Origin of the sequence: Nocardioides aequoreus, from assembly GCF_000720335.1 — a bacterium.
Classification (GTDB): domain Bacteria; phylum Actinomycetota; class Actinomycetes; order Propionibacteriales; family Nocardioidaceae; genus Marmoricola; species Marmoricola aequoreus.
This window is the reverse complement of the sequence record NZ_JOJN01000002.1, coordinates 89,623-107,735: the sequence shown is the minus strand read 5'-3', so window position 1 is coordinate 107,735 and position 18,113 is coordinate 89,623. Positions and strand designations below refer to the sequence as shown.

At 73.1% G+C, this 18,113-nt stretch carries 18 protein-coding genes; 15 read left to right on the top strand and 3 right to left on the bottom strand.

Features of this window, described 5'->3' with window-relative positions; translation table 11 throughout:
- Window positions 1-37: 37 nt before the first annotated feature.
- Entirely contained in the window at window positions 38-646 is a 609-nt protein-coding gene (locus IG63_RS0103045) for an MBL fold metallo-hydrolase (RefSeq protein ID WP_030482909.1), read from the top strand.
- On the top strand, window positions 643-993 hold the full coding sequence (locus tag IG63_RS0103040) for a VanZ family protein (RefSeq protein ID WP_030482908.1): 351 nt from the start codon (window positions 643-645) through the stop codon (window positions 991-993). The genes IG63_RS0103045 and IG63_RS0103040 overlap by 4 nt, the downstream gene beginning before the upstream one ends.
- Here the strand turns inward: IG63_RS0103040 and IG63_RS0103035 are convergent.
- Window positions 944-2,110, bottom strand: a complete 1,167-nt coding sequence (locus IG63_RS0103035; protein WP_030482907.1) for a class I SAM-dependent methyltransferase — start codon at window positions 2,108-2,110, stop codon at window positions 944-946. The two genes, IG63_RS0103040 and IG63_RS0103035, sit on opposite strands and share 50 nt — an antisense overlap.
- Window positions 2,111-2,304: 194 nt before the next feature.
- On the opposite strand from IG63_RS0103035, the gene groES reads away from it, so the two are divergent.
- The 8 genes from groES (at window position 2,305) to IG63_RS0102995 (ending at window position 11,021) form a co-directional block, all read left to right on the top strand.
- Entirely contained in the window at window positions 2,305-2,598 is a 294-nt protein-coding gene (gene groES, locus IG63_RS0103030; protein WP_030482906.1) for a co-chaperone GroES, read from the top strand.
- An 83-nt stretch (window positions 2,599-2,681) separates the two neighbouring features.
- On the top strand, window positions 2,682-4,298 hold the full coding sequence (gene groL, locus IG63_RS0103025) for a chaperonin GroEL (RefSeq protein ID WP_030482905.1): 1,617 nt from the start codon (window positions 2,682-2,684) through the stop codon (window positions 4,296-4,298).
- Between the two features lie 149 nt (window positions 4,299-4,447).
- Window positions 4,448-5,266, top strand: a complete 819-nt coding sequence (locus IG63_RS0103020) for a GNAT family N-acetyltransferase (RefSeq protein ID WP_030482904.1) — start codon at window positions 4,448-4,450, stop codon at window positions 5,264-5,266.
- Window positions 5,267-5,314: 48 nt separating this feature from the next.
- Window positions 5,315-6,823, top strand: a complete 1,509-nt coding sequence (gene guaB / locus IG63_RS0103015; protein ID WP_030482903.1) for an IMP dehydrogenase — start codon at window positions 5,315-5,317, stop codon at window positions 6,821-6,823.
- Window positions 6,814-7,908, top strand: coding sequence for a GNAT family N-acetyltransferase (locus tag IG63_RS21975; protein ID WP_084596558.1), 1,095 nt, complete (start codon window positions 6,814-6,816; stop codon window positions 7,906-7,908). The genes guaB and IG63_RS21975 overlap by 10 nt, the downstream gene beginning before the upstream one ends.
- A 9-nt stretch (window positions 7,909-7,917) precedes the next feature.
- Window positions 7,918-9,024, top strand: coding sequence for a GuaB3 family IMP dehydrogenase-related protein (locus IG63_RS0103005; protein WP_030482901.1), 1,107 nt, complete (start codon window positions 7,918-7,920; stop codon window positions 9,022-9,024).
- 112 nt (window positions 9,025-9,136) lie between these two features.
- Window positions 9,137-10,567: an APC family permease gene (locus IG63_RS0103000; RefSeq protein WP_051706104.1), complete on the top strand. Its 1,431-nt coding sequence runs from the start codon at window positions 9,137-9,139 to the stop codon at window positions 10,565-10,567.
- Window position 10,568: 1 nt separating this feature from the next.
- A complete protein-coding gene (locus tag IG63_RS0102995) occupies window positions 10,569-11,021 on the top strand; it encodes a universal stress protein (RefSeq protein WP_030482899.1) in 453 nt (150 codons plus the stop codon).
- 8 nt (window positions 11,022-11,029) lie between these two features.
- On the opposite strand, the gene IG63_RS0102990 is transcribed toward IG63_RS0102995, so the two are convergent.
- Entirely contained in the window at window positions 11,030-11,560 is a 531-nt protein-coding gene (locus IG63_RS0102990) for an SRPBCC family protein (RefSeq protein ID WP_030482898.1), read from the bottom strand.
- The gene (locus IG63_RS0102985; RefSeq protein ID WP_030482897.1) at window positions 11,560-11,880 is read right to left on the bottom strand and encodes an ArsR/SmtB family transcription factor; all 321 of its coding nucleotides are present in this window, start codon (window positions 11,878-11,880) and stop codon (window positions 11,560-11,562) included. Before IG63_RS0102985 ends, IG63_RS0102990 begins: the two co-directional genes overlap by 1 nt.
- 108 nt (window positions 11,881-11,988) lie before the next feature.
- Here IG63_RS0102985 and IG63_RS0102980 point away from each other — a divergent pair, with 108 nt between their 5' ends.
- From IG63_RS0102980 to IG63_RS0102960, 5 genes are all read left to right on the top strand, one after another.
- On the top strand, window positions 11,989-12,408 hold the full coding sequence (locus tag IG63_RS0102980) for a VOC family protein (RefSeq protein ID WP_030482896.1): 420 nt from the start codon (window positions 11,989-11,991) through the stop codon (window positions 12,406-12,408).
- 64 nt (window positions 12,409-12,472) lie between these two features.
- Window positions 12,473-16,000: a transcription-repair coupling factor gene (mfd, locus tag IG63_RS0102975; RefSeq protein ID WP_030482895.1), complete on the top strand. Its 3,528-nt coding sequence runs from the start codon at window positions 12,473-12,475 to the stop codon at window positions 15,998-16,000.
- Window positions 15,997-16,680 (top strand): hypothetical protein, encoded by a 684-nt coding sequence (locus IG63_RS0102970; RefSeq protein WP_030482894.1) that lies wholly within the window; start codon window positions 15,997-15,999, stop codon window positions 16,678-16,680. Before mfd ends, IG63_RS0102970 begins: the two co-directional genes overlap by 4 nt.
- Complete coding sequence (locus tag IG63_RS0102965; protein ID WP_051706103.1) at window positions 16,677-17,339, top strand: MazG nucleotide pyrophosphohydrolase domain-containing protein; 663 nt, start codon at window positions 16,677-16,679, stop codon at window positions 17,337-17,339. The genes IG63_RS0102970 and IG63_RS0102965 overlap by 4 nt, the downstream gene beginning before the upstream one ends.
- On the top strand, window positions 17,336-18,043 hold the full coding sequence (locus IG63_RS0102960) for a hypothetical protein (protein ID WP_030482892.1): 708 nt from the start codon (window positions 17,336-17,338) through the stop codon (window positions 18,041-18,043). Before IG63_RS0102965 ends, IG63_RS0102960 begins: the two co-directional genes overlap by 4 nt.
- Window positions 18,044-18,113 lie beyond the last annotated feature (70 nt).

Sequence of the window (18,113 nt, the reverse complement as noted above, 5' to 3'; positions counted from 1 at the left end):
GCAGGGCCGACGCGCCCCCCTCGCTACGCTCGCGGGCATGAGTGGACTCCGCGTCGACCACGCCGTCACGAGCGGCACCTTCAGCCTCGACGGGGAGACCCACGACGTCGACAACAACCTCTGGGTGGTCGGTGACGACGACGAGTGCGTGGTCATCGACGCGCCCCACAGCGTCGACGCCATCCTCGCGGCGATCGGCGGGCGCACCGTCAAGGCGATCGTGGCCACGCACGCCCACGACGACCACGTGCGCGTCGCGCCGGAGCTGCGCGAGCGGGTCGGGGCGCCGATCCTGCTGCACCCCGACGACAAGCCCGTCTGGGAGCTCACCCACCCCGACTACCTGTGGGACGTCGACCTCGAGGACGAGCAGACCATCCGGGTCGCGGGGTCGACGCTGAAGGTGCTGCACACGCCCGGCCACGCGCCGGGCGCGGTGTGCCTCTACTCCCACGACCTCGGCTGCGTCTTCACCGGCGACACGCTCTTCGAGGGCGGTCCCGGCGCCACCGGTCGCTCGTTCAGCGACGAGGACCTGATCAAGCAGTCGATCCGCGCGCGCCTGCTCGCCCTCCCCGACGAGACGGTGGTGCACACCGGCCACGGCCCCGACACGACGATCGGCGCCGAGCGCGCGAACGTGTGAGGCGGGCGCTCTTCGCGCTCGCGGTGGCGCTGAGCCTGGTGCTCTTCCTGACGCCGGTCCCGGAGGCCGGGCCGGGAGGCTCCGACAAGGTCGGCCACGTGGCGACCTTCGCCACCCTGGCGCTGGCGGGTCGCTGGGCGCGGATGCCGGCGGCCGGGCTGGCGCTCGGCCTCGCGGCGTACGCCGTGCTGACGGAGACGCTGCAGGCGACCCTGCCGCTGGGCCGCCACGGCGACCCGGCCGACCTCGCGGCCGACGTGGTCGGCATCGCTCTCGGCCTCGCGGCAGCGGCGGCGCTCAGGGCGCTTCGACCAGGTAGGCCCGCCCCTTCCCGGCGACCCGGGTGAGCACGAGCGTCGCCTGCTCCTCGCCCCGCAGCGCGAGCCGGGGCCGCAGCTGCTCGGGAGTGACGCTGACGCCGCGGGTCTTGATGGCGAGCGCGCCGATCCGTCGCTCGCGCAGCGCCGCCCGCAGCGGCTTCTCGCGGTAGGGCACCTCCTCCAGCACCCGGTAGGTCCGGGCGTACGGCGTGGGCAGCGAGGAGTCGCTGGTCACCCAGGCGATGTGGGGGTCGACCAGGTGGCCGCCGCTCAGCGCGGCCACGGCGCCCACGAGCCCGGCCCGGATCACGGCGCCGTCCGGCTCCAGGAGGTACGCCGCCGGGTCGCCGACGGGCGGGTCGTCCACGGGCAGGTCGTCGGTCGTCAGCGTGGCCAGCCCGCGCTCGCCGATCACGGTGGCGCGACGCGGGGTCGTGGCCAGCCGCCCCGACCAGAGCACGGCCTCCTTCACCCCGCCGCGGTCGCTGACCCACTCGGCCTCGACGTCCTCCGGCACCAGGTCGTGGGGGAGGCCGGGGGCGAGCTTGACGCAGGAGTCGCGCCGCAGCAGCGACTCCACGAAGGGCCACGGGGGCGACCAGTCGGCGGCGTCGAAGGAGCGGCCGCGCGCCGTACGCCGGGCGGGGTCGGCGAAGGCGAGGTCGAAGGGGGAGGTGTCCATCGTGGTGACGTCGCCGACCTCCACGGCCCCGCCGAGGCCGAGCGCCTCGAGGTTGGCGTGGGCCACCGCCACCCGCAGCGGGTCGTGGTCGACGCCGGCGACGACCATCCCGGTGCGGGCGAAGGCGACCAGGTCGCCCCCGATGCCGCAGCCGAGGTCGACCACGGAGTCGACCATCGCGGCGCGGGCCCGCGCGGCGCGGTGGGCGGCCACGCTCGCACGCGTGGCCTGCTCGAGGCCCTCGCCGGTGAAGTACATCCGGGCGGCGTCGGCGCCCAGCTTGTCGACCGCGCGCCGGCGCAGCGTGGCCTGGGTCAGCGCGGCCGCCACGTGCTCGGGCGCGGCCTCGCGCCGCAGCCGCTCGTGGGCGGCGAGCGAGCCGGCGTCGTCCAGCTGCTCGGCGACCTCGAGCAGGCGCTGGCCGGGGGCGCTGAGCAGCCAGCGGAAGGTGTCGGGGTCCACCGCGCCATTGTTCACCCGGTGGCCGCCCACCCCGTCTGGCACTCGCTGCGGGGGAGTGCTAGTTTCGGGTTAGCACTCTCCCCGTGAGTGTGCCAACGCTTGTACGGCGTGCGACCCCCGCGACGGCGTGCACCTGCAGGCGGTGACTTCGTCAGCAATCCATCGAACCCCGTGTGAAAGTGGAGGTCGACATCGTGTCGGTCAACATCAAGCCCCTCGAGGACCGCATCGTGGTCCAGCCGCTGGACGCCGAGCAGACCACCGCCTCCGGCCTGGTCATCCCGGACACCGCCAAGGAGAAGCCCCAGGAGGGCGAGGTCCTGGCGACCGGTCCGGGTCGCATCGACGACAACGGCAACCGCGTGCCGCTCGACGTCAACGTCGGCGACAAGGTCATCTACAGCAAGTACGGCGGCACCGAGGTGAAGTACGCCGGCGAGGAGTACCTCATCCTCTCCGCGCGCGACGTCCTCGCCGTCGTCTCCTGATCGACCGCTCCACCCAGCCGCGTGCCCGGCGCCGACCGGCGCGGGCACGCGGCTGTCCCCTTTCTTCTGCCTAGGAGGCACACATGCCCAAGATCCTGGAGTTCGACGAGCACGCTCGTCGCTCGCTGGAGCGCGGCGTCGACAAGCTGGCCGACGCCGTCAAGGTGACGCTCGGCCCGCGCGGTCGCTACGTCGTGCTCGACAAGAAGTGGGGCGCCCCCACGATCACCAACGACGGCGTCACCGTCGCCCGTGAGATCGAGCTGGACGACCCCTTCGAGAACCTCGGTGCGCAGCTCACCAAGGAGGTCGCCACCAAGACCAACGACGTCGCCGGTGACGGCACCACCACCGCCACCGTGCTGGCGCAGGCGATGGTCCACGAGGGCCTGCGCGCCGTGGCCGCCGGCGCCAACCCGCTGGCGCTCAAGCGCGGCATGGACGCCGCCGCCGGCGCGGTCTCCGAGGCGCTCGGCAAGGCCGCCCGCGACGTCGACGACGTCAAGGACATGGCCGCGGTCGCGACCGTCTCCAGCCGCGACAGCCACATCGGCGACCTGCTCGCGCAGGCCTTCGACAAGGTCGGCAAGGACGGTGTCATCACCGTCGAGGAGTCCAACACCATGGGCACCGACCTCGAGTTCACCGAGGGCATGCAGTTCGACAAGGGTTACCTCTCGCCCTACTTCGTGACCGACCAGGAGTCGATGGAGGCCGTCCTCGACGACCCCTACATCCTGCTGCACCAGGGGAAGATCTCGGCGATCTCCGAGCTGCTCCCGCTGCTGGAGAAGGTCATCGCCGCCGGCAAGCCGCTCTTCATCCTGGCCGAGGACATCGAGGGCGAGGCGCTCTCGACGCTCGTCGTCAACAAGATCCGCGGCACCTTCAACGCGGTCGCGGTCAAGAGCCCTGCCTTCGGCGACCGCCGCAAGGCGATGATGCAGGACATCGCCAGCCTCACCGGCGGCCAGGTCATCGCCCCCGAGGTCGGCCTCAAGCTCGACCAGGTCGGGCTCGAGGTGCTCGGCACCGCCCGCCGCGTCGTGGTCACCAAGGACAACACCACGATCGTCGAGGGTGGCGGCGACGCCTCCGAGGTCTCCGGCCGGGTCAACCAGATCAAGGCCGAGATCGAGGCCACCGACTCCGACTGGGACCGCGAGAAGCTGCAGGAGCGGCTGGCCAAGCTGGCCGGCGGCGTCTGCGTCGTCCGCGTCGGCGCGGCCACCGAGGTCGAGCTGAAGGAGAAGAAGCACCGCATCGAGGACGCCGTCTCCGCGACGCGCGCCGCGATCGAGGAGGGCATCGTCGCCGGCGGCGGCTCCGCCCTCGTGCACGCGGTGTCGGCGCTCGACGGCGACCTCGGCTTCTCCGGCGACGAGGCGATCGGCGTCCGCGTCGTCCGCAAGGCCGCCGACGAGCCGCTGCGCTGGATCGCCGAGAACGGCGGCGAGCAGGGTTACGTCGTGGTCTCCAAGGTCCGCGAGCTCGGCTCCGGCGGCTACAACGCCGCCACCGGCGAGTACGGCGACCTGGTCCCCCAGGGCGTGCTCGACCCGGTCAAGGTCACCAAGTCGGCGCTCACCAACGCCACCTCGATCGCCGGCATGCTGCTGACGACCGAGACGCTCGTGGTCGACAAGCCCGAGGAGGAGGAGCCCGCCGCGGCGGGTCACGGTCACGGCCACGGCCACTGACCCCACCTCTGCCAGCAGCGAGGCCCTCACCCCGTCCGGGGTGGGGGCCTCGTCGCGTCCGGGTCGGGTCCTGCCGTCGCCGGCCGAGTTGACCTGCTCGAAACACGGGGGCAGCAGCCAGGCAACACGACCCGACGACAGTGGCGCCCATGCTGTTCCGAGTGCGTGCGTCCCTGCGGGACCGTCCGGGTGCGCTCGCCGAGCTGGCCACGCGGTGCGGCGACGCGGGGCTCAACATCCTCGGGCTGCAGATCTTCCCGGACCTGGGCACGGTCACCGACGAGCTGGTGATCAGCGCTCCGGAGGCATGGACCGCTCGGGCGGTCGCTGAGCTCGTGGGTGGTGCGGGCGGGGACGAGGTGAGCGTCGAACCCTGCACCACCCACGACCTGATCGACCAGCCGACGCGTTGGCTGACCGCGGCGGCGGACGTCGTCGCGGGCACCGCCAGGCTCCCGGAGCTGCTGGAGCGGCTGCTGGGTCCGCACCCGGAGAAGTGGAGCCCCACGGAGCACTCCCGGGCAGCCGCGCTCGGCGCGCTCGCCAAGCGGGTGCGCGAGTCGGTCGGCCGCGAGCCCGTGGCGCCGGCCGTGCCCGCTCCGACGGGCTCGGGGGCCGGAGCGGTGCAGTACGCCGAGGTCGACACCGGCGTCGAGGCCTGGATCGGCCGCTACGTCGTGGGGCGCGCCCGGCTCGTCGGCGACGAGGAGCTGACCATCGAGGTCGACCCGTCGTGGCGCCGTCTGGGCATCGGTACGTCGCTGCTCCACCGCGCCTGCACCGTCGCGGCCGCCCGCGGCCGCGAGCACGTCGTGCTGGTCGCGCCGGCGTCCGACGAGGGCTTCGTGGGCATGGTCTGCGGGGCGGGCATGAGGGCCCGCATCCGGATGCGCGACGGTGCCCTCACCGCCCGCATCGGGTTGGCCGGGCGCACCCGTGGCCAGGTGCCGGAGCCCTCCTCGCACTGAACTAGACTCCGAGGCTCCTGCGGCTCCCTGCGGAAGGCTCGCCCCGAGATGACTGACGGCCACGACGACGTCCTCGCCCCCCTGGGGCTCACCTACGACGACGTGCTGCTCCTGCCCGGCGAGACCGACGTCATCCCCAGCGAGGTCGACACCAGCACCCGGCTGACGCGCGGCATCTCGCTGCGCACCCCGCTGATCTCCAGCGCGATGGACACCGTCACCGAGTCGCGGATGGCGATCGCGATGGCCCGGCAGGGCGGCATCGGCATCCTGCACCGCAACCTCTCGATCGAGGACCAGGCCTACCAGGTCGACCTGGTCAAGCGCACCCAGACCGGCATGATCTCCAACCCCGTGGTCATCGGGCCCGACAAGACGCTCGAGGAGCTCGACGCGATCTGCGGCGAGTACCGCGTCTCGGGTCTGCCCGTGGTCGACCTCGACAACCGGCTGCTCGGCATCATCACCAACCGCGACCTGCGCTTCACGCCGGTCGCCGAGTGGGCGACCACCAAGGTCGACGAGGTGATGACCCCGATGCCGCTGATCACCGCGCCGGTGGGCATCAGCCGCGACGACGCCACCATGCTGCTGCGCAAGCACAAGCGCGAGCGGCTGCCCATCGTCGACGAGCAGGGCCGCCTGGCCGGCCTGATCACGGTCAAGGACTTCGTGAAGTCCGAGCAGTTCCCGCACGCCTCCAACGACGCCCACGGGCGCCTGCTGGTGGGCGCGGCGGTCGGCTACTTCGGGGAGGCCTGGGAGCGGGCCACGACCCTGGTCGAGGCCGGCGTCGACGTGCTCGTGGTCGACACCGCGCACGGCCACGCCCGGCTGCTCCTGGAGATGGTCCAGCGGCTCAAGGCCGACCCCGCGCTGCGCCACGTGCAGGTCGTCGGTGGCAACGTCGCCACCCGCGCCGGCGCACAGGCGCTGGTCGACGCCGGCGTCGACGCCGTCAAGGTCGGCGTGGGCCCCGGGTCGATCTGCACCACCCGTGTGGTCGCCGGCGTCGGCGTCCCGCAGGTGACCGCGATCCACGAGGCGGCGAAGGCCTGTCGCCCCGCCGACGTGCCGCTGATCGCCGACGGCGGGCTGCAGTACTCCGGCGACATCGCCAAGGCGCTCGTCGCGGGGGCGGAGTCGGTGATGTTCGGCTCGCTGCTGGCCGGGTGCGAGGAGAGCCCCGGAGAGCTGGTCTTCGTCAACGGCAAGCAGTACAAGTCCTACCGGGGCATGGGCTCGCTGGGGGCGATGTCGAGCCGCGGCAAGAAGTCCTACTCCAAGGACCGCTACTTCCAGGCCGACGTCGACAGCGACGACAAGATCGTGCCGGAGGGCATCGAGGGCCAGGTCGCCTACCGCGGCCCGCTCTCGGCGGTGGCCCACCAGCTGGTCGGGGGACTGCACCAGTCGATGTTCTACGTCGGGGCCCACACCATCCCCGAGCTGCGGGAGCGCGGTCGCTTCGTGCGGATCACCTCCGCCGGGCTCAAGGAGAGCCACCCGCACGACGTGCAGATCACGGCCGAGGCACCCAACTACTCGTGGCGCTGACGGTCCGGCCGCTCGAGGAGCGCGACTGGGCCCAGGTGCACCAGATCGTCGTCGAGGTGGCCTCGGCGGGCACCACCTACGCGATGCCCGTGCCGGCCGACGAGGCGGAGACGCGGCGTACCTGGTCGGCGCAGCACGTCGTGGTCGCGGTCGACGGCGACCAGGTGCTCGGCACCGCCAAGGCCGGGCCCAACCGGGAGGCCCAGGGCAGCCACGTCGGCACCGCCTCCTTCATGGTCTCCCGGGCCGCCCGGGGTCGTGGCGTCGGGCGAGTGCTGGGCGAGCACGTCGTCGCGTGGCACCGGTCCGAGGGGTTCCGCGCCACCCAGTTCAACGCCGTGGTCTCCACCAACGTCGCGGCGGTGGCGCTGTGGCGACGGCTCGGGTTCGTGGTCGTCGGCACCGTGCCCGAGGCCTTCGCGCTGCCCGACGGCGGCCACGCCGACCTGCACGTGATGCACCTCGACCTGACCCGGCCGCAGCGCTACCCGGCCGGCACGCACGAGGCCGCGCGCGCCCGCCTGCTCACGGCCGCGGCGCGCCGCTTCGCCGAGCGCGGCTGGCACGGCACGTCGATCGACGACGTCGCCCACGAGGCCGGCCTGGAGCCTCACCTCGCGAGACGCCTGGTCCCCTCCAAGGGCGAGCTGCTGTGGGCAGCCCTGGCCCACGTCGTGCTGCCGCCGCACCGCGACGTCGACACCGCGGTCGCCGAGCTGCGGCTGGAGGAGCTCGACACCGTCGACGAGCGGCTCGAGCGCTTCGTCGACCTGGTCTGCCGGATCCACGAGCGCCTGGTCCCGCTGGTCTCGGCGCTCAACGAGGCCGCCTCGGTCGACCCCGACGCCCGGGCCATCATGCGCGGCTCCGACCTCAAGCGGCTGGGCACCTCGCGCCGGCTCACCCGGCTGCTCTGCCGCGGCGAGGAGCCCGTGCCCGACGCCGCCGACGTCCTGCACGTCATGATGACCACCGAGACCCACCTCGGCTTCGTGAGGGTGGGCTGGAGCATGCCGCGGTACGCCGCCTGGCTGCGCGGCGCGCTCGACCACGCCGTCAACGGCCCCGCCGCAGTCCCTCGCTAGAGTTCCCCGGTGACCGAGATCGAGATCGGCCGGGCCAAGCGGGCGCGGCGTGCCTACGCCTTCGACGACATCGCGATCGTGCCCAGCCGGCGCACGCGGGATCCCGAGGAGGTGTCGATCGCCTGGCAGATCGACGCCTACCGCTTCGAGCTGCCGGTGCTCGCGGCACCGATGGACTCGGTGATGTCGCCGGCCACCGCCATCCACTTCGGCCAGCTGGGCGGGCTCGGGGTGCTCAACCTCGAGGGGCTCTGGACCCGCTACGACGACCCCACCGAGCTGCTCGAGGAGGTCGCGACCCTCGAGGGGCCCGCGGCGATCGAGCGGCTCCAGGCGATCTACGCCGCGCCGATCCGGGCCGAGCTGATCACCGAGCGCATCCGGCAGGTGCGCGACGCGGGCGTGACGGTGGCGGCGAGCCTCTCGCCGCAGCGCACCAAGGAGTTCGCCAAGACGGTAGTCGACGCGGGCGTCGACATGTTCGTCATCCGCGGCACCACCGTCAGCGCCGAGCACGTCTCCAGCCAGTCGGAGCCGCTCAACCTCAAGGACTTCATCTACGAGCTCGACGTGCCCGTGATCGTCGGCGGCTGCGCGACGTACCAGGCGGCGCTGCACCTGATGCGCACCGGTGCCGCCGGCGTGCTCGTGGGCTTCGGCGGGGGAGCGGCGCACACCACCCGCACCGTGCTCGGGGTCGCGGTGCCCATGGCCAGCGCGGTGGCCGACGTCGCGGCCGCTCGGCGTGACTACCTCGACGAGTCGGGTGGTCGCTACGTGCACGTCATCGCCGACGGCTCGATCGGCCGCAGTGGCGACATCGCCAAGGCGATCGCCTGCGGCTCCGACGCCGTCATGGTCGGCTCGCCCCTGGCGCGGGCCAGCGACGCGCCCGGCAAGGGCTTCCACTGGGGCGCCGAGGCGCACCACCCCGAGCTGCCGCGGGGTCAGCGCGTCGAGTTCGGCACGGTGGGCACGCTGGAGCAGATCCTCTTCGGTCCCTCCCACGTCGCCGACGGCACCATGAACCTCGTGGGCGCGCTGCGGCGTGCGATGGCGACGACGGGCTACACCGAGCTCAAGGAGTTCCAGCGGATCGAGGTCGTCGTCAGCTGATCTGCGCCTCGCCGCGTCTGTCGGACGAAGGTTGACAATCGCCCCCTAGAGTCGGTCCACTACCGCATCGAGCACGACCGACCGCAGACATCTGCCCAGGGAACGAGGCCTCGTGTCCGACACCGCTGCCACCCACGTTCACCCCGACGACCACGAGGACGGCCTGAAGCGCTCGATCTCGGGGCGTCTGCTCTTCTTCTACGTGCTCGGCGACGTGCTGGGCTCCGGCATCTACGTGCTGATCGGCCTGGTCGCCGGCGCCGTGGGCGGTGCCTTCTTCCTCGCCTTCGCCGTCGGCGTCACCATCGCGACCGTCACGGGCATGGCCTACGCCGAGCTCGCGACGAAGTACCCGCGGGCCGCGGGCGCGGCGCTCTACATCCAGAAGGCCTTCGGCAACCGCACCCTGACCTTCCTGGTCACGGTGCTCTTCCTGGCCTCGAGCTTCGCCGCCGCAGGCTCGCTGGCCTCCGGCTTCGCCCGCTACTTCGGCGAGGTCTTCAGCTTCCCGCCCGCGGCCGTGGTCGCGATCGTCTTCGTGGCGCTGCTCGCGGTGGTCAACTACATCGGCATCACCGAGTCGGTGGTCGCCAACATGGTGATGACCTTCGTCGAGGTCTTCGGCCTGCTCATCGTGCTGCTGATCGGCTTCCTGGTGATCGTGCAGGGTGACGCCGACTTCGGCGTGCTCACCGAGTTCGACACCGACTCCAACCCGATCTTCGCCATCATCGCCGGCGTCTCGCTCGCCTTCTTCGCGATGACCGGCTTCGAGAACGCCGCCAACGTCGCCGAGGAGACCATCGACCCGGCGCGCAACTTCCCCAAGGCCCTCATCGGGGGCATGGCGGCCGCCGGCGTCTTCTACGTGCTCGTGTCGATCTCCGCGGCGCTGACGCTGCCCATCCCCGAGCTGGTCGACGCCGAGGCGCCGCTGCTCGCCGTGGTCGAGTCGGGCGTGCTGCCGGTGCCGGTCGGGGTGCTCTCGATCGTCTTCGCCTTCATCGCGATGACCGCCATCACCAACACGACCCTGGTCGCGATCGTGACCCAGCCGCGCGTGCTCTACGGCATGGCGCGCGAGGACGTCGTGCCCGCCGCCTTCGGCAAGGTGCACCCCACGCGGCGCAGCCCGGTGCTCGCCCTGATCTTCTCCGCGGCCGTGGTGATCGCCCTGCTGGCGATCAGCAACCTGCTGCTCTCGGCCGGCCTCGACCTCGACATCGTCGCGAGGCTCGCCACCGTGACCGTGGTGCTGCTGCTGATCATCTACTCGATGGTGATCGTCGCCTGCCTCAAGCTGGGCAGCACCGACGTCAACGCCGACCACTACCGGGCGCCCCGGCCGCTGCTCTACCTCGGCCTGGTGGGCAACGTCGCGGTGCTCTACTACACCGTCTACGACGACCCGACGTCCGTGCTGTGGTGCCTGGCCCTGGTGGGCGTCGGCGTGGCGCTCTTCGTCGTCGAGCTGATCTTCGGCAAGCGCGACCGTCCCGCCGGGACGCGCCGGGGCGAGCCGATCGAGGGGAAGGAGCTCTGACATGCACGTCGTCATCGCCACGGACGGGTCGAAGCAGTCGCTCGCGGCCGCCAAGCACCTGATGTCCTTCGCCGACCCCGACAAGATCGAGGCGGTCTCCGTGGTCGGGGTGATCAGCCCCTACGCCTCGGTCGCCTTCGCCGACGAGATCAGCGGCGGCCCGCGCGACCGCAGCTTCCGCGAGGCTGCCGAGGACGCCGTCCGCACGGTCGCCGAGGCGCTCGACGGCTGGGGCCCCAAGGTGCAGCGCAAGCTGCGCAGCGGCTCGCCGGCCAACGAGATCGTCAAGGCGGCCAAGGCCGTCTCCGCCGGCCTCGTGGTCGTCGCCAGCGGCAGCCGCGGCCTCTCCGACACCGTGCTGCTGGGCAGCACGGCGCAGCGGGTGCAGCACTCCGCGCCGTGCCCCGTGCTCGTCGTACGCCCCGCGCCGCGCAAGCGCGCCACCAAGAAGTAGCCAGGACGTCAGGCCGGCTCCTCGGGGAGCCAGCCGTCGTCGGGCAGGCCGAGCTGCTTGTACTTCTCCAGCACCGGCAGGAAGTCGGCCATGGAGCCCTCGCCCGGGCCTGCCGGGCGGGGGTCGCCACGGACCAGGCGCTCGAGGTCGGCCAGGCACATCTCCCAGCCCCCCGCGTTGCGCGAGGCCTCGCCGGGCTGCGCCAGCACGTTGAGCAGCTCGAGGCGGCAGCCCCCCTCGACCTCGGCGAGGGAGAAGTGCAGCTCGTTGCCGTCCCACTCGAAGCCGAGCCGGTGCGGCGGGTCCCAGGTGAGCACGGCCGTGGTCCTCGCCTCGCGGGCGTAGGGGTCGCCCGACATCGTGATCGTCCCGGCCGCCACGTCGATGCTGACCTCGGGGGAGGGGAACCAGTGGCGCAGGTCGTCGGACTCCGTGATCGCGCGCCACACCCGCTCGCGCGGCGCGGCGTAGACCCGGGAGAAGCGCACGGCCGGACGGCCGTCGACCTCGAGGTAGCTGCCGTCGTCGAGTGTCTGCATCAGCTGTCTCCCTGGGGTGTCTGCTCGAGGTGCTCCCCGAGACGGTCGAGGTGCCGGCTCCACAGCCGGCGGTAGGTCGCGAGCCAGCTGTCGAGCTCGGAGAGCGACTCCGGCTCGACGGCGTAGATGCGGTGCTGCCCGCGCTGTCGCACCCGCACCAGCCCGGCGTCGCGCAGCACGCGCAGGTGCTTGGAGGTCTGGGGCTGGGTCAGCGACAGCCGCGTCACCAGCTCACCCACCGAGAGCTCCTCGGCCGCCAGCAGGTCGAGCACGTCGCGGCGGTGCGGGTCGGCCAGGGCGGCCCAGACGGTCTGTGTCACCCGGACACCGTGCCTGCCACCGTATATGCCTGTCAAGGCATATGTTGGACCGGCGAGCGCACCGGAAAGGGCTGGCGGTACGGCGCGCACCGGACGAGGGTGGGCGCCATGACGGCCTACATCAGCCACACCAGCATCGACTGCGCCGACGCCTACGCCCTCTCCGAGTGGTGGAAGGTGGTGCTCGGCTACGTCGACGACCAGGACGACCCCAACGAGCCGGGCCACGACGAGTGCTGGATCCAGCGGCCCGACGGCGGCCACCCGCTGCTCTTCATCGAGGTCCCCGAGGCCAAGGAGCACGGCAAGCAGGTCAAGAACCGGATCCACCTCGACCTGCGCCCGAGCGCCGGGACCCGCGACGCCGAGCTGCAGCGGCTGCGCGACCACGGCGCCCGCGAGGTGGGGGACCTGCGCCGGCCCGACGGCGGGGGCTGGGTGGTGCTCGCGGACCCCGAGGGCAACGAGTTCTGCATCCTGCGTGGCAAGGCCGACGCCGACCCCGACGCGGTCGCGACCGCTTCGTAGACTGGAGGTCCACCCCCTCCCGCTCGGGCAGGGGGCCTGCACGCGTGCCTGGGAGTGACCCTCGTTGAGCCTTGCCGGACTGGCTGACCTCGTCCTGCGCGACCCCGTCCTCGCCGGGGCCGTCGACGACGCCAAGCGGGGTGTCGCGACCGCCGACCTCACCGGGCCGGGGGCGCTGCGGCCCTTCGTCGTCCGCGGCCTGGTCGACGCCGGCCGCACCGTGCTGGTGGTGGCCGCGACCGTGCGCGAGGCCGAGGACCTGGTGGAGGAGCTCGGCGACCTGCTGCCGCCGGACGAGGTGGTCCTCTACCCCGCGTGGGAGACGCTGCCGCACGAGCGCCTCAGCCCGCGCAGCGACACCGTCGGCCTGCGGCTGGCCGTGCTCCGCCGGCTCCGTCACCCCGACACCGCCGGGCTCGGTCCGGTGCGGGTGGTCGTGGCGCCCGTGCGCTCGGTGCTGCAGCCCCAGGTCGCGGGCCTGGCCGACCTCGAGCCGGTCGAGCTCCGCGCGGGCGACGAGGTCGAGCTCGACGACCTGGTGCGGCGGCTGGCCGGGGCGGCGTACGCCCGCGTCGACCTGGTCGAGAAGCGCGGCGAGTACGCCGTGCGCGGCGGCATCGTCGACGTCTTCCCGCCCACCGAGGAGCACCCGCTGCGCGTCGAGCTCTTCGGCGACGAGGTCGACGAGATCCGCAGCTTCGCCGTGGCCGACCAGCGCACCCTGGAGCCGGTCGAGCGGCTGTGGGCGCCGCCCTGCCGCGAGCTGCTGCTCACCGACGACGTACGCCGTCGCGCCGCCGAGCTCGGCGCCGCCCACCCGCAGCTGCGCGAGCTGACCGACAAGCTCGCCGAGGGCATCGCCGTCGAGGGCATGGAGTCGCTGACCCCGGCCCTGGTCGACGACATGGAGCTGCTCGTCGAGCTGCTGCCGGCCGACTCCCACGTGCTGCTGCTCGACCCCGAGCGGGTGCGCACCCGGGCCCACGACCTCGTGCAGACCAGCGAGGAGTTCCTCGGCGCCAGCTGGGCCGCCGCCGCCTCCGGCGGGCAGGCCCCCATCGACCTGGGCGCGGCGTCGTTGCAGGGTCTCGGCGACGTCCGCGACCGCACGCTGGAGCTGCACCACGGCTGGTGGGGGATCAGCCCCTTCGGCACCGACGAGTCCGGCGCCCGGCAGGTCTCGGCCCAGGAGGCCCCCGCCTACCGCGGCGACGTCGAGCAGGCCGTCGCCGACATCCGCGAGCACCTCGCCGCCGGCCGCCGGGTGGTCACGGTGCACCAGGGGCAGGGCCCCGCCCAGCGGATGGTCGAGGTGCTCGGCGAGCACGACGTGGCCGCGCGCCTCGTCGACGCGGTGAGCGCCGGCGACGACGCCGAGGGCGTCGTGCTGGTGACCCAGGGCTGCCTGCACCACGGCCTGCTCGCCGACGACCTCGTCGTGCTGACCGGCGAGGACCTCGCGGGCCAGCGGGCCACCACCCGCGACATGCGCAAGATGCCCGCGCGCCGCAAGAAGCAGATCGACCCGCTGGAGCTCAAGTCCGGCGACTACGTCGTGCACGAGCAGCACGGCGTGGGCCGCTTCGTGGAGATGCGCCAGCGCGAGGTGCAGGGCGCCACCCGCGAGTACCTCGTGCTCGAGTACGGCGCCTCCAAGCGCGGTCACCCGCCCGACCGGCTCTACGTGCCCGCCGACGCCCTCGACCAGGTGACCCGCTACGTCGGCGGCGAGCAGCCGAGCCTCGACCGGCTCGGCGGTGCCGACTGGGCCAAGCGCAAGGGCCGGGCCCGCAAGGCCGTGCGCCAGATCGCCGCGGAGCTGATCAAGCTGTACGCCGCGCGGCAGGCCACCAAGGGCCACGCCTTCGGCCCCGACTCGCCGTGGCAGGCCGAGCTCGAGGACGCCTTCCCGTTCCACGAGACCCCCGACCAGCTGAGCACGGTCGAGGAGGTCAAGGCCGACATGGAGCGGGTCGTGCCCATGGACCGCCTGGTCTGCGGCGACGTGGGCTACGGCAAGACCGAGATCGCGGTCCGCGCCGCCTTCAAGGCGGTGCAGGACGGCAAGCAGGTCGTCGTCCTGGTGCCGACCACGCTGCTGGTCAACCAGCACTACGCGACCTTCAGCGAGCGGATGAGCGGCTTCCCGGTGCGGCTCGCGGCGCTGAGCCGCTTCCAGACCGACGCCGAGTCCCGCGAGGTCGTCGAGGGCCTGCGCGAGGGCACCGTCGACATCGTCATCGGCACCCACCGGCTGCTCAACCCCGACATCCGCCTCAAGGACCTCGGCCTGATCATCGTCGACGAGGAGCAGCGCTTCGGCGTGGAGCACAAGGAGCAGATGAAGCGGCTGCGCACCAGCGTCGACGTGCTCTCGATGTCGGCAACGCCCATCCCGCGCACCCTGGAGATGGCGATCACCGGCATCCGCGAGATGTCGACCATCGCCACCCCGCCGGAGGAGCGCCACCCGGTGCTCACCTACGTCGGCGCCTACGAGGACCGCCAGGTGACGGCCGCCGTGCGCCGCGAGCTGCTGCGTGACGGCCAGTGCTTCTTCATCCACAACCGGGTGCAGTCGATCGACAAGGCCGCTGCGCGGATCCGCGAGCTCGTGCCGGAGGCCCGCGTGGCGACCGCCCACGGGCAGATGGGGGAGCACCAGCTCGAGCAGGTGATGCTGGACTTCTGGGAGAAGCGCTTCGACGTGCTCGTCTGCACCACGATCGTGGAGTCGGGCCTCGACGTCTCCAACGCCAACACCATGATCATCGAGCGGGCCGACGCCCTCGGTCTCTCGCAGCTCCACCAGCTGCGCGGCCGCGTCGGGCGCTCGCGGGAGCGCGCCTACGCCTACTTCCTCTACCCCGGAGACAAGCCGCTCACCGAGACCGCCCACGAGCGGCTGGCGACCCTGGCCCAGCACTCCGACCTCGGCGGCGGCATGGCGATCGCGATGAAGGACCTCGAGATCCGCGGCGCCGGCAACCTGCTGGGGGGCGAGCAGTCCGGGCACATCGCCGACGTCGGCTTCGACCTCTACGTCCGGCTGGTCGGCGAGGCGGTGCAGGAGTTCCGCCAGGACGGCACCGCCCCGGAGGAGGCGATCGAGGTCAAGATCGAGCTCCCGGTCGAGGCGCACCTGCCGCACGACTACGTGCCCAGCGAGCGGCTGCGGCTGGAGATGTACAAGCGCCTGGCCGAGGTGCGCGCCGATGACGACGTCGCGGTGCTGCGCGAGGAGCTCACCGACCGCTACGGCGAGCCGCCGGTCGAGGTGGTGCGGCTGCTGGCCGTCGCGAGCTTCCGGGCCCGCTGCCGCCAGGCCGGCGTGCACGAGGTGACCCTGGCCGGCAAGCACGTGCGCTTCCACCCCGTGGAGCTGCCCGACAGCCGCGTCGTCCGGCTGCAGCGGATGTACCCGAAGAGCCTGGTGAAGGCCCCGGTGTCTACGATGCTGGTGCCACGACCCCAGCACCACGGTGCGCGGGTCGAGCCGATGCGCGACGAGGAGCTGCTCGCGTGGGCGCGGCAGGTCCTGGACGCGGTGGTCGACCCGCCGCAGGTCACCGACGGGAGGCAGCAAGGGTGAAGGCACGCACGTGGGTCCCGCTGACGGCGGCGACGCTGCTGCTCGGCACCGGCTGCAGCGGGCTCGCCCCGGGCACCGCCAGCACCGTGGGTGGCGAGCGCATCTCGGTCGCCCAGGTCGACGAGGTCACCGCCGCGCAGTGCGAGCTGGCCGAGCAGGGCGTCGCCGCCGGGCAGGGGCAGGTCACCGCGCTGGCCACCCAGAAGCAGCAGATCCTCCGGGTGCTGATCGAGCTGCGGCTCAACCAGCAGTTCGCGGCCTCCCAGGACGCCTCGGCCCCGGCCGAGGTCGCGCAGTACGTCGTGACGCAGAGCACCCAGGGCATCGAGGAGCTCCCCGACGACATCGCCGGGGTGATCGGCCCCGTGGTCGAGGAGATCGCCGTCAGCCAGGCCGACCTGGCCCAGGTGGCCGCCGACGCCGCCGGCGAGGAGCTCACCCCCGAGAACCTCGACCAGCTCATCCAGGCCGGCGTGGCCCAGCGCGAGGAGTGGCAGTCCGGCGTCGACGTCGTGACCGACGCGCGCTTCGGGCCCGACGCCGACGGGCTCCCGGGCGCGGGCGACGGCTCGGTGTCGCGGGCGCAGTCCGACTTCGCGCAGCAGGCCCAGCAGGCGGCGTCGGGGGAGGACCCGGGCTTCGCGGCCGGGCTCCCGCCGGCGCAGCGCTGCGGCGGGTGACCTCCACCTCGACCCTGGAGGAGCTGGTGGGCATGATGCGCCGGCTCCGGGCCGAGTGCGGCTGGAAGGCCGCCCAGACCCACCGCAGCCTGGCGCGACACCTGCTCGAGGAGACCCACGAGCTCGTCGAGGTGCTCGACCAGCTCGACGACGCGGGACCCGCCCCCGGCGTGGAGACGCGCGACCACCTGCGCGAGGAGCTCGGCGACGTGCTGCTGCAGGTGCTCTTCCACGCGGCCATCGCCGAGGAGCGCGGCTGGTTCGACGCCGACGACGTGGCGCTCACGCTCCGCGACAAGCTGCTGCGCCGCAACCCGCACGTCTTCGGTGACGTCGCCGAGCGCGGGGGCGAGACCGACCCGGCGCGCATCAACGAGCTGTGGGAGGCGGCGAAGGCCGCCGAGCGGCCGCGGGCCGACCTGCACGACGGCATCCCGGCCGCGCTGCCGGCGCTGGCCCGGGCCAGCAAGGTGCTCGACCGACGGGAGCGGGCCGGGCTGCCGGTCCCCGAGGTCCCGGAGGTCCCCGGTGGCCGAGCGGACGTCGACCCCGGCACCGAGGTGGGCGAGGAGCTGCTCGGGCTCGTCGCACGTGCCCGGGCGCAGGGCGTCGACCCCGAGCAGGCCCTGCGCGACGCCCTGCGGCGGCTGCCCGGATGAGCCCGCGGCGCCGCACGCTCCGGCCCGGCCTGGCGGTCGTGGTGGCCGTGCTGCTGCTGGCCGGCTGCGCCCGCGGCACCGACGACGAGCTGCAGCCCCGCCCGACCCCGACCGTCACGGTGACCGCTGACCCGGTGCAGGAGCTGCCCGAGCGGCTCGACCTCGCCAGCGACCTCGACTTCACCGAGGAGGTGGTCTGGGCCGCGGGAACCGACCTGCACGTCGGCGGCCGCACCGTCGGGCTCGCCCCCCTGCAGCCCGAGGAGCTGGTGGTGCTGCCCACCGGCATCCTGGTGCGCACGGGCACCGAGGTGTGGTTCACCGCGGGCCGCCAGGCCCAGGGCCTGCCGCTGCCGCCCGTGACCTCGCTGGGCGTCTCGCGCGACGGGTCGCAGGTGGTCCTCGGCCTGGGCGACCGCGACGAGCCGGTGGCCTACGACCTCGTGGGCCGGTTGGTCGACCCTCGCGCGGTGGCCCCGCGACGCGACGAGCAGCGCGTGGTCGCCGGCCCCGGCGACCTGCCGGTCCCTGCGGGGCTGGAGGTGCGGGGCTGGCTCTCCGGCACCCGCCCCTACGGCCTGCGCGGACGCACCGTGGCCGTCTGCGACCTCGCCGGTCGGGGGCCGCAGTGCGACGAGGTCGAGCGGGTGCCCCGCTCCGACGACCTCGGCGAGCTCGTCTTCGGCGTCCACCCGGCGGGCTGACCCGTCGCGTCCCGACCGGGCTGCGCCAGGGCACGCCTCCGCGCGGCGGGCGCCCAGGACGGTTAGGGTC

Coding starts and splice junctions, on each gene's coding strand:
- IG63_RS0103045 (WP_030482909.1), top strand. CDS start 38: ATGAGTGGACTCCGCGTCGACCACGCCGTCACGAGCGGCACCTTCAGC.
- groL (WP_030482905.1), top strand. CDS start 2,682: ATGCCCAAGATCCTGGAGTTCGACGAGCACGCTCGTCGCTCGCTGGAG.
- IG63_RS0103020 (WP_030482904.1), top strand. CDS start 4,448: ATGCTGTTCCGAGTGCGTGCGTCCCTGCGGGACCGTCCGGGTGCGCTC.
- guaB (WP_030482903.1), top strand. CDS start 5,315: ATGACTGACGGCCACGACGACGTCCTCGCCCCCCTGGGGCTCACCTAC.
- IG63_RS0102995 (WP_030482899.1), top strand. CDS start 10,569: ATGCACGTCGTCATCGCCACGGACGGGTCGAAGCAGTCGCTCGCGGCC.
- IG63_RS0102990 (WP_030482898.1), bottom strand. CDS start 11,560: ATGCAGACACTCGACGACGGCAGCTACCTCGAGGTCGACGGCCGTCCG.
- IG63_RS0102980 (WP_030482896.1), top strand. CDS start 11,989: ATGACGGCCTACATCAGCCACACCAGCATCGACTGCGCCGACGCCTAC.
- IG63_RS0102960 (WP_030482892.1), top strand. CDS start 17,336: ATGAGCCCGCGGCGCCGCACGCTCCGGCCCGGCCTGGCGGTCGTGGTG.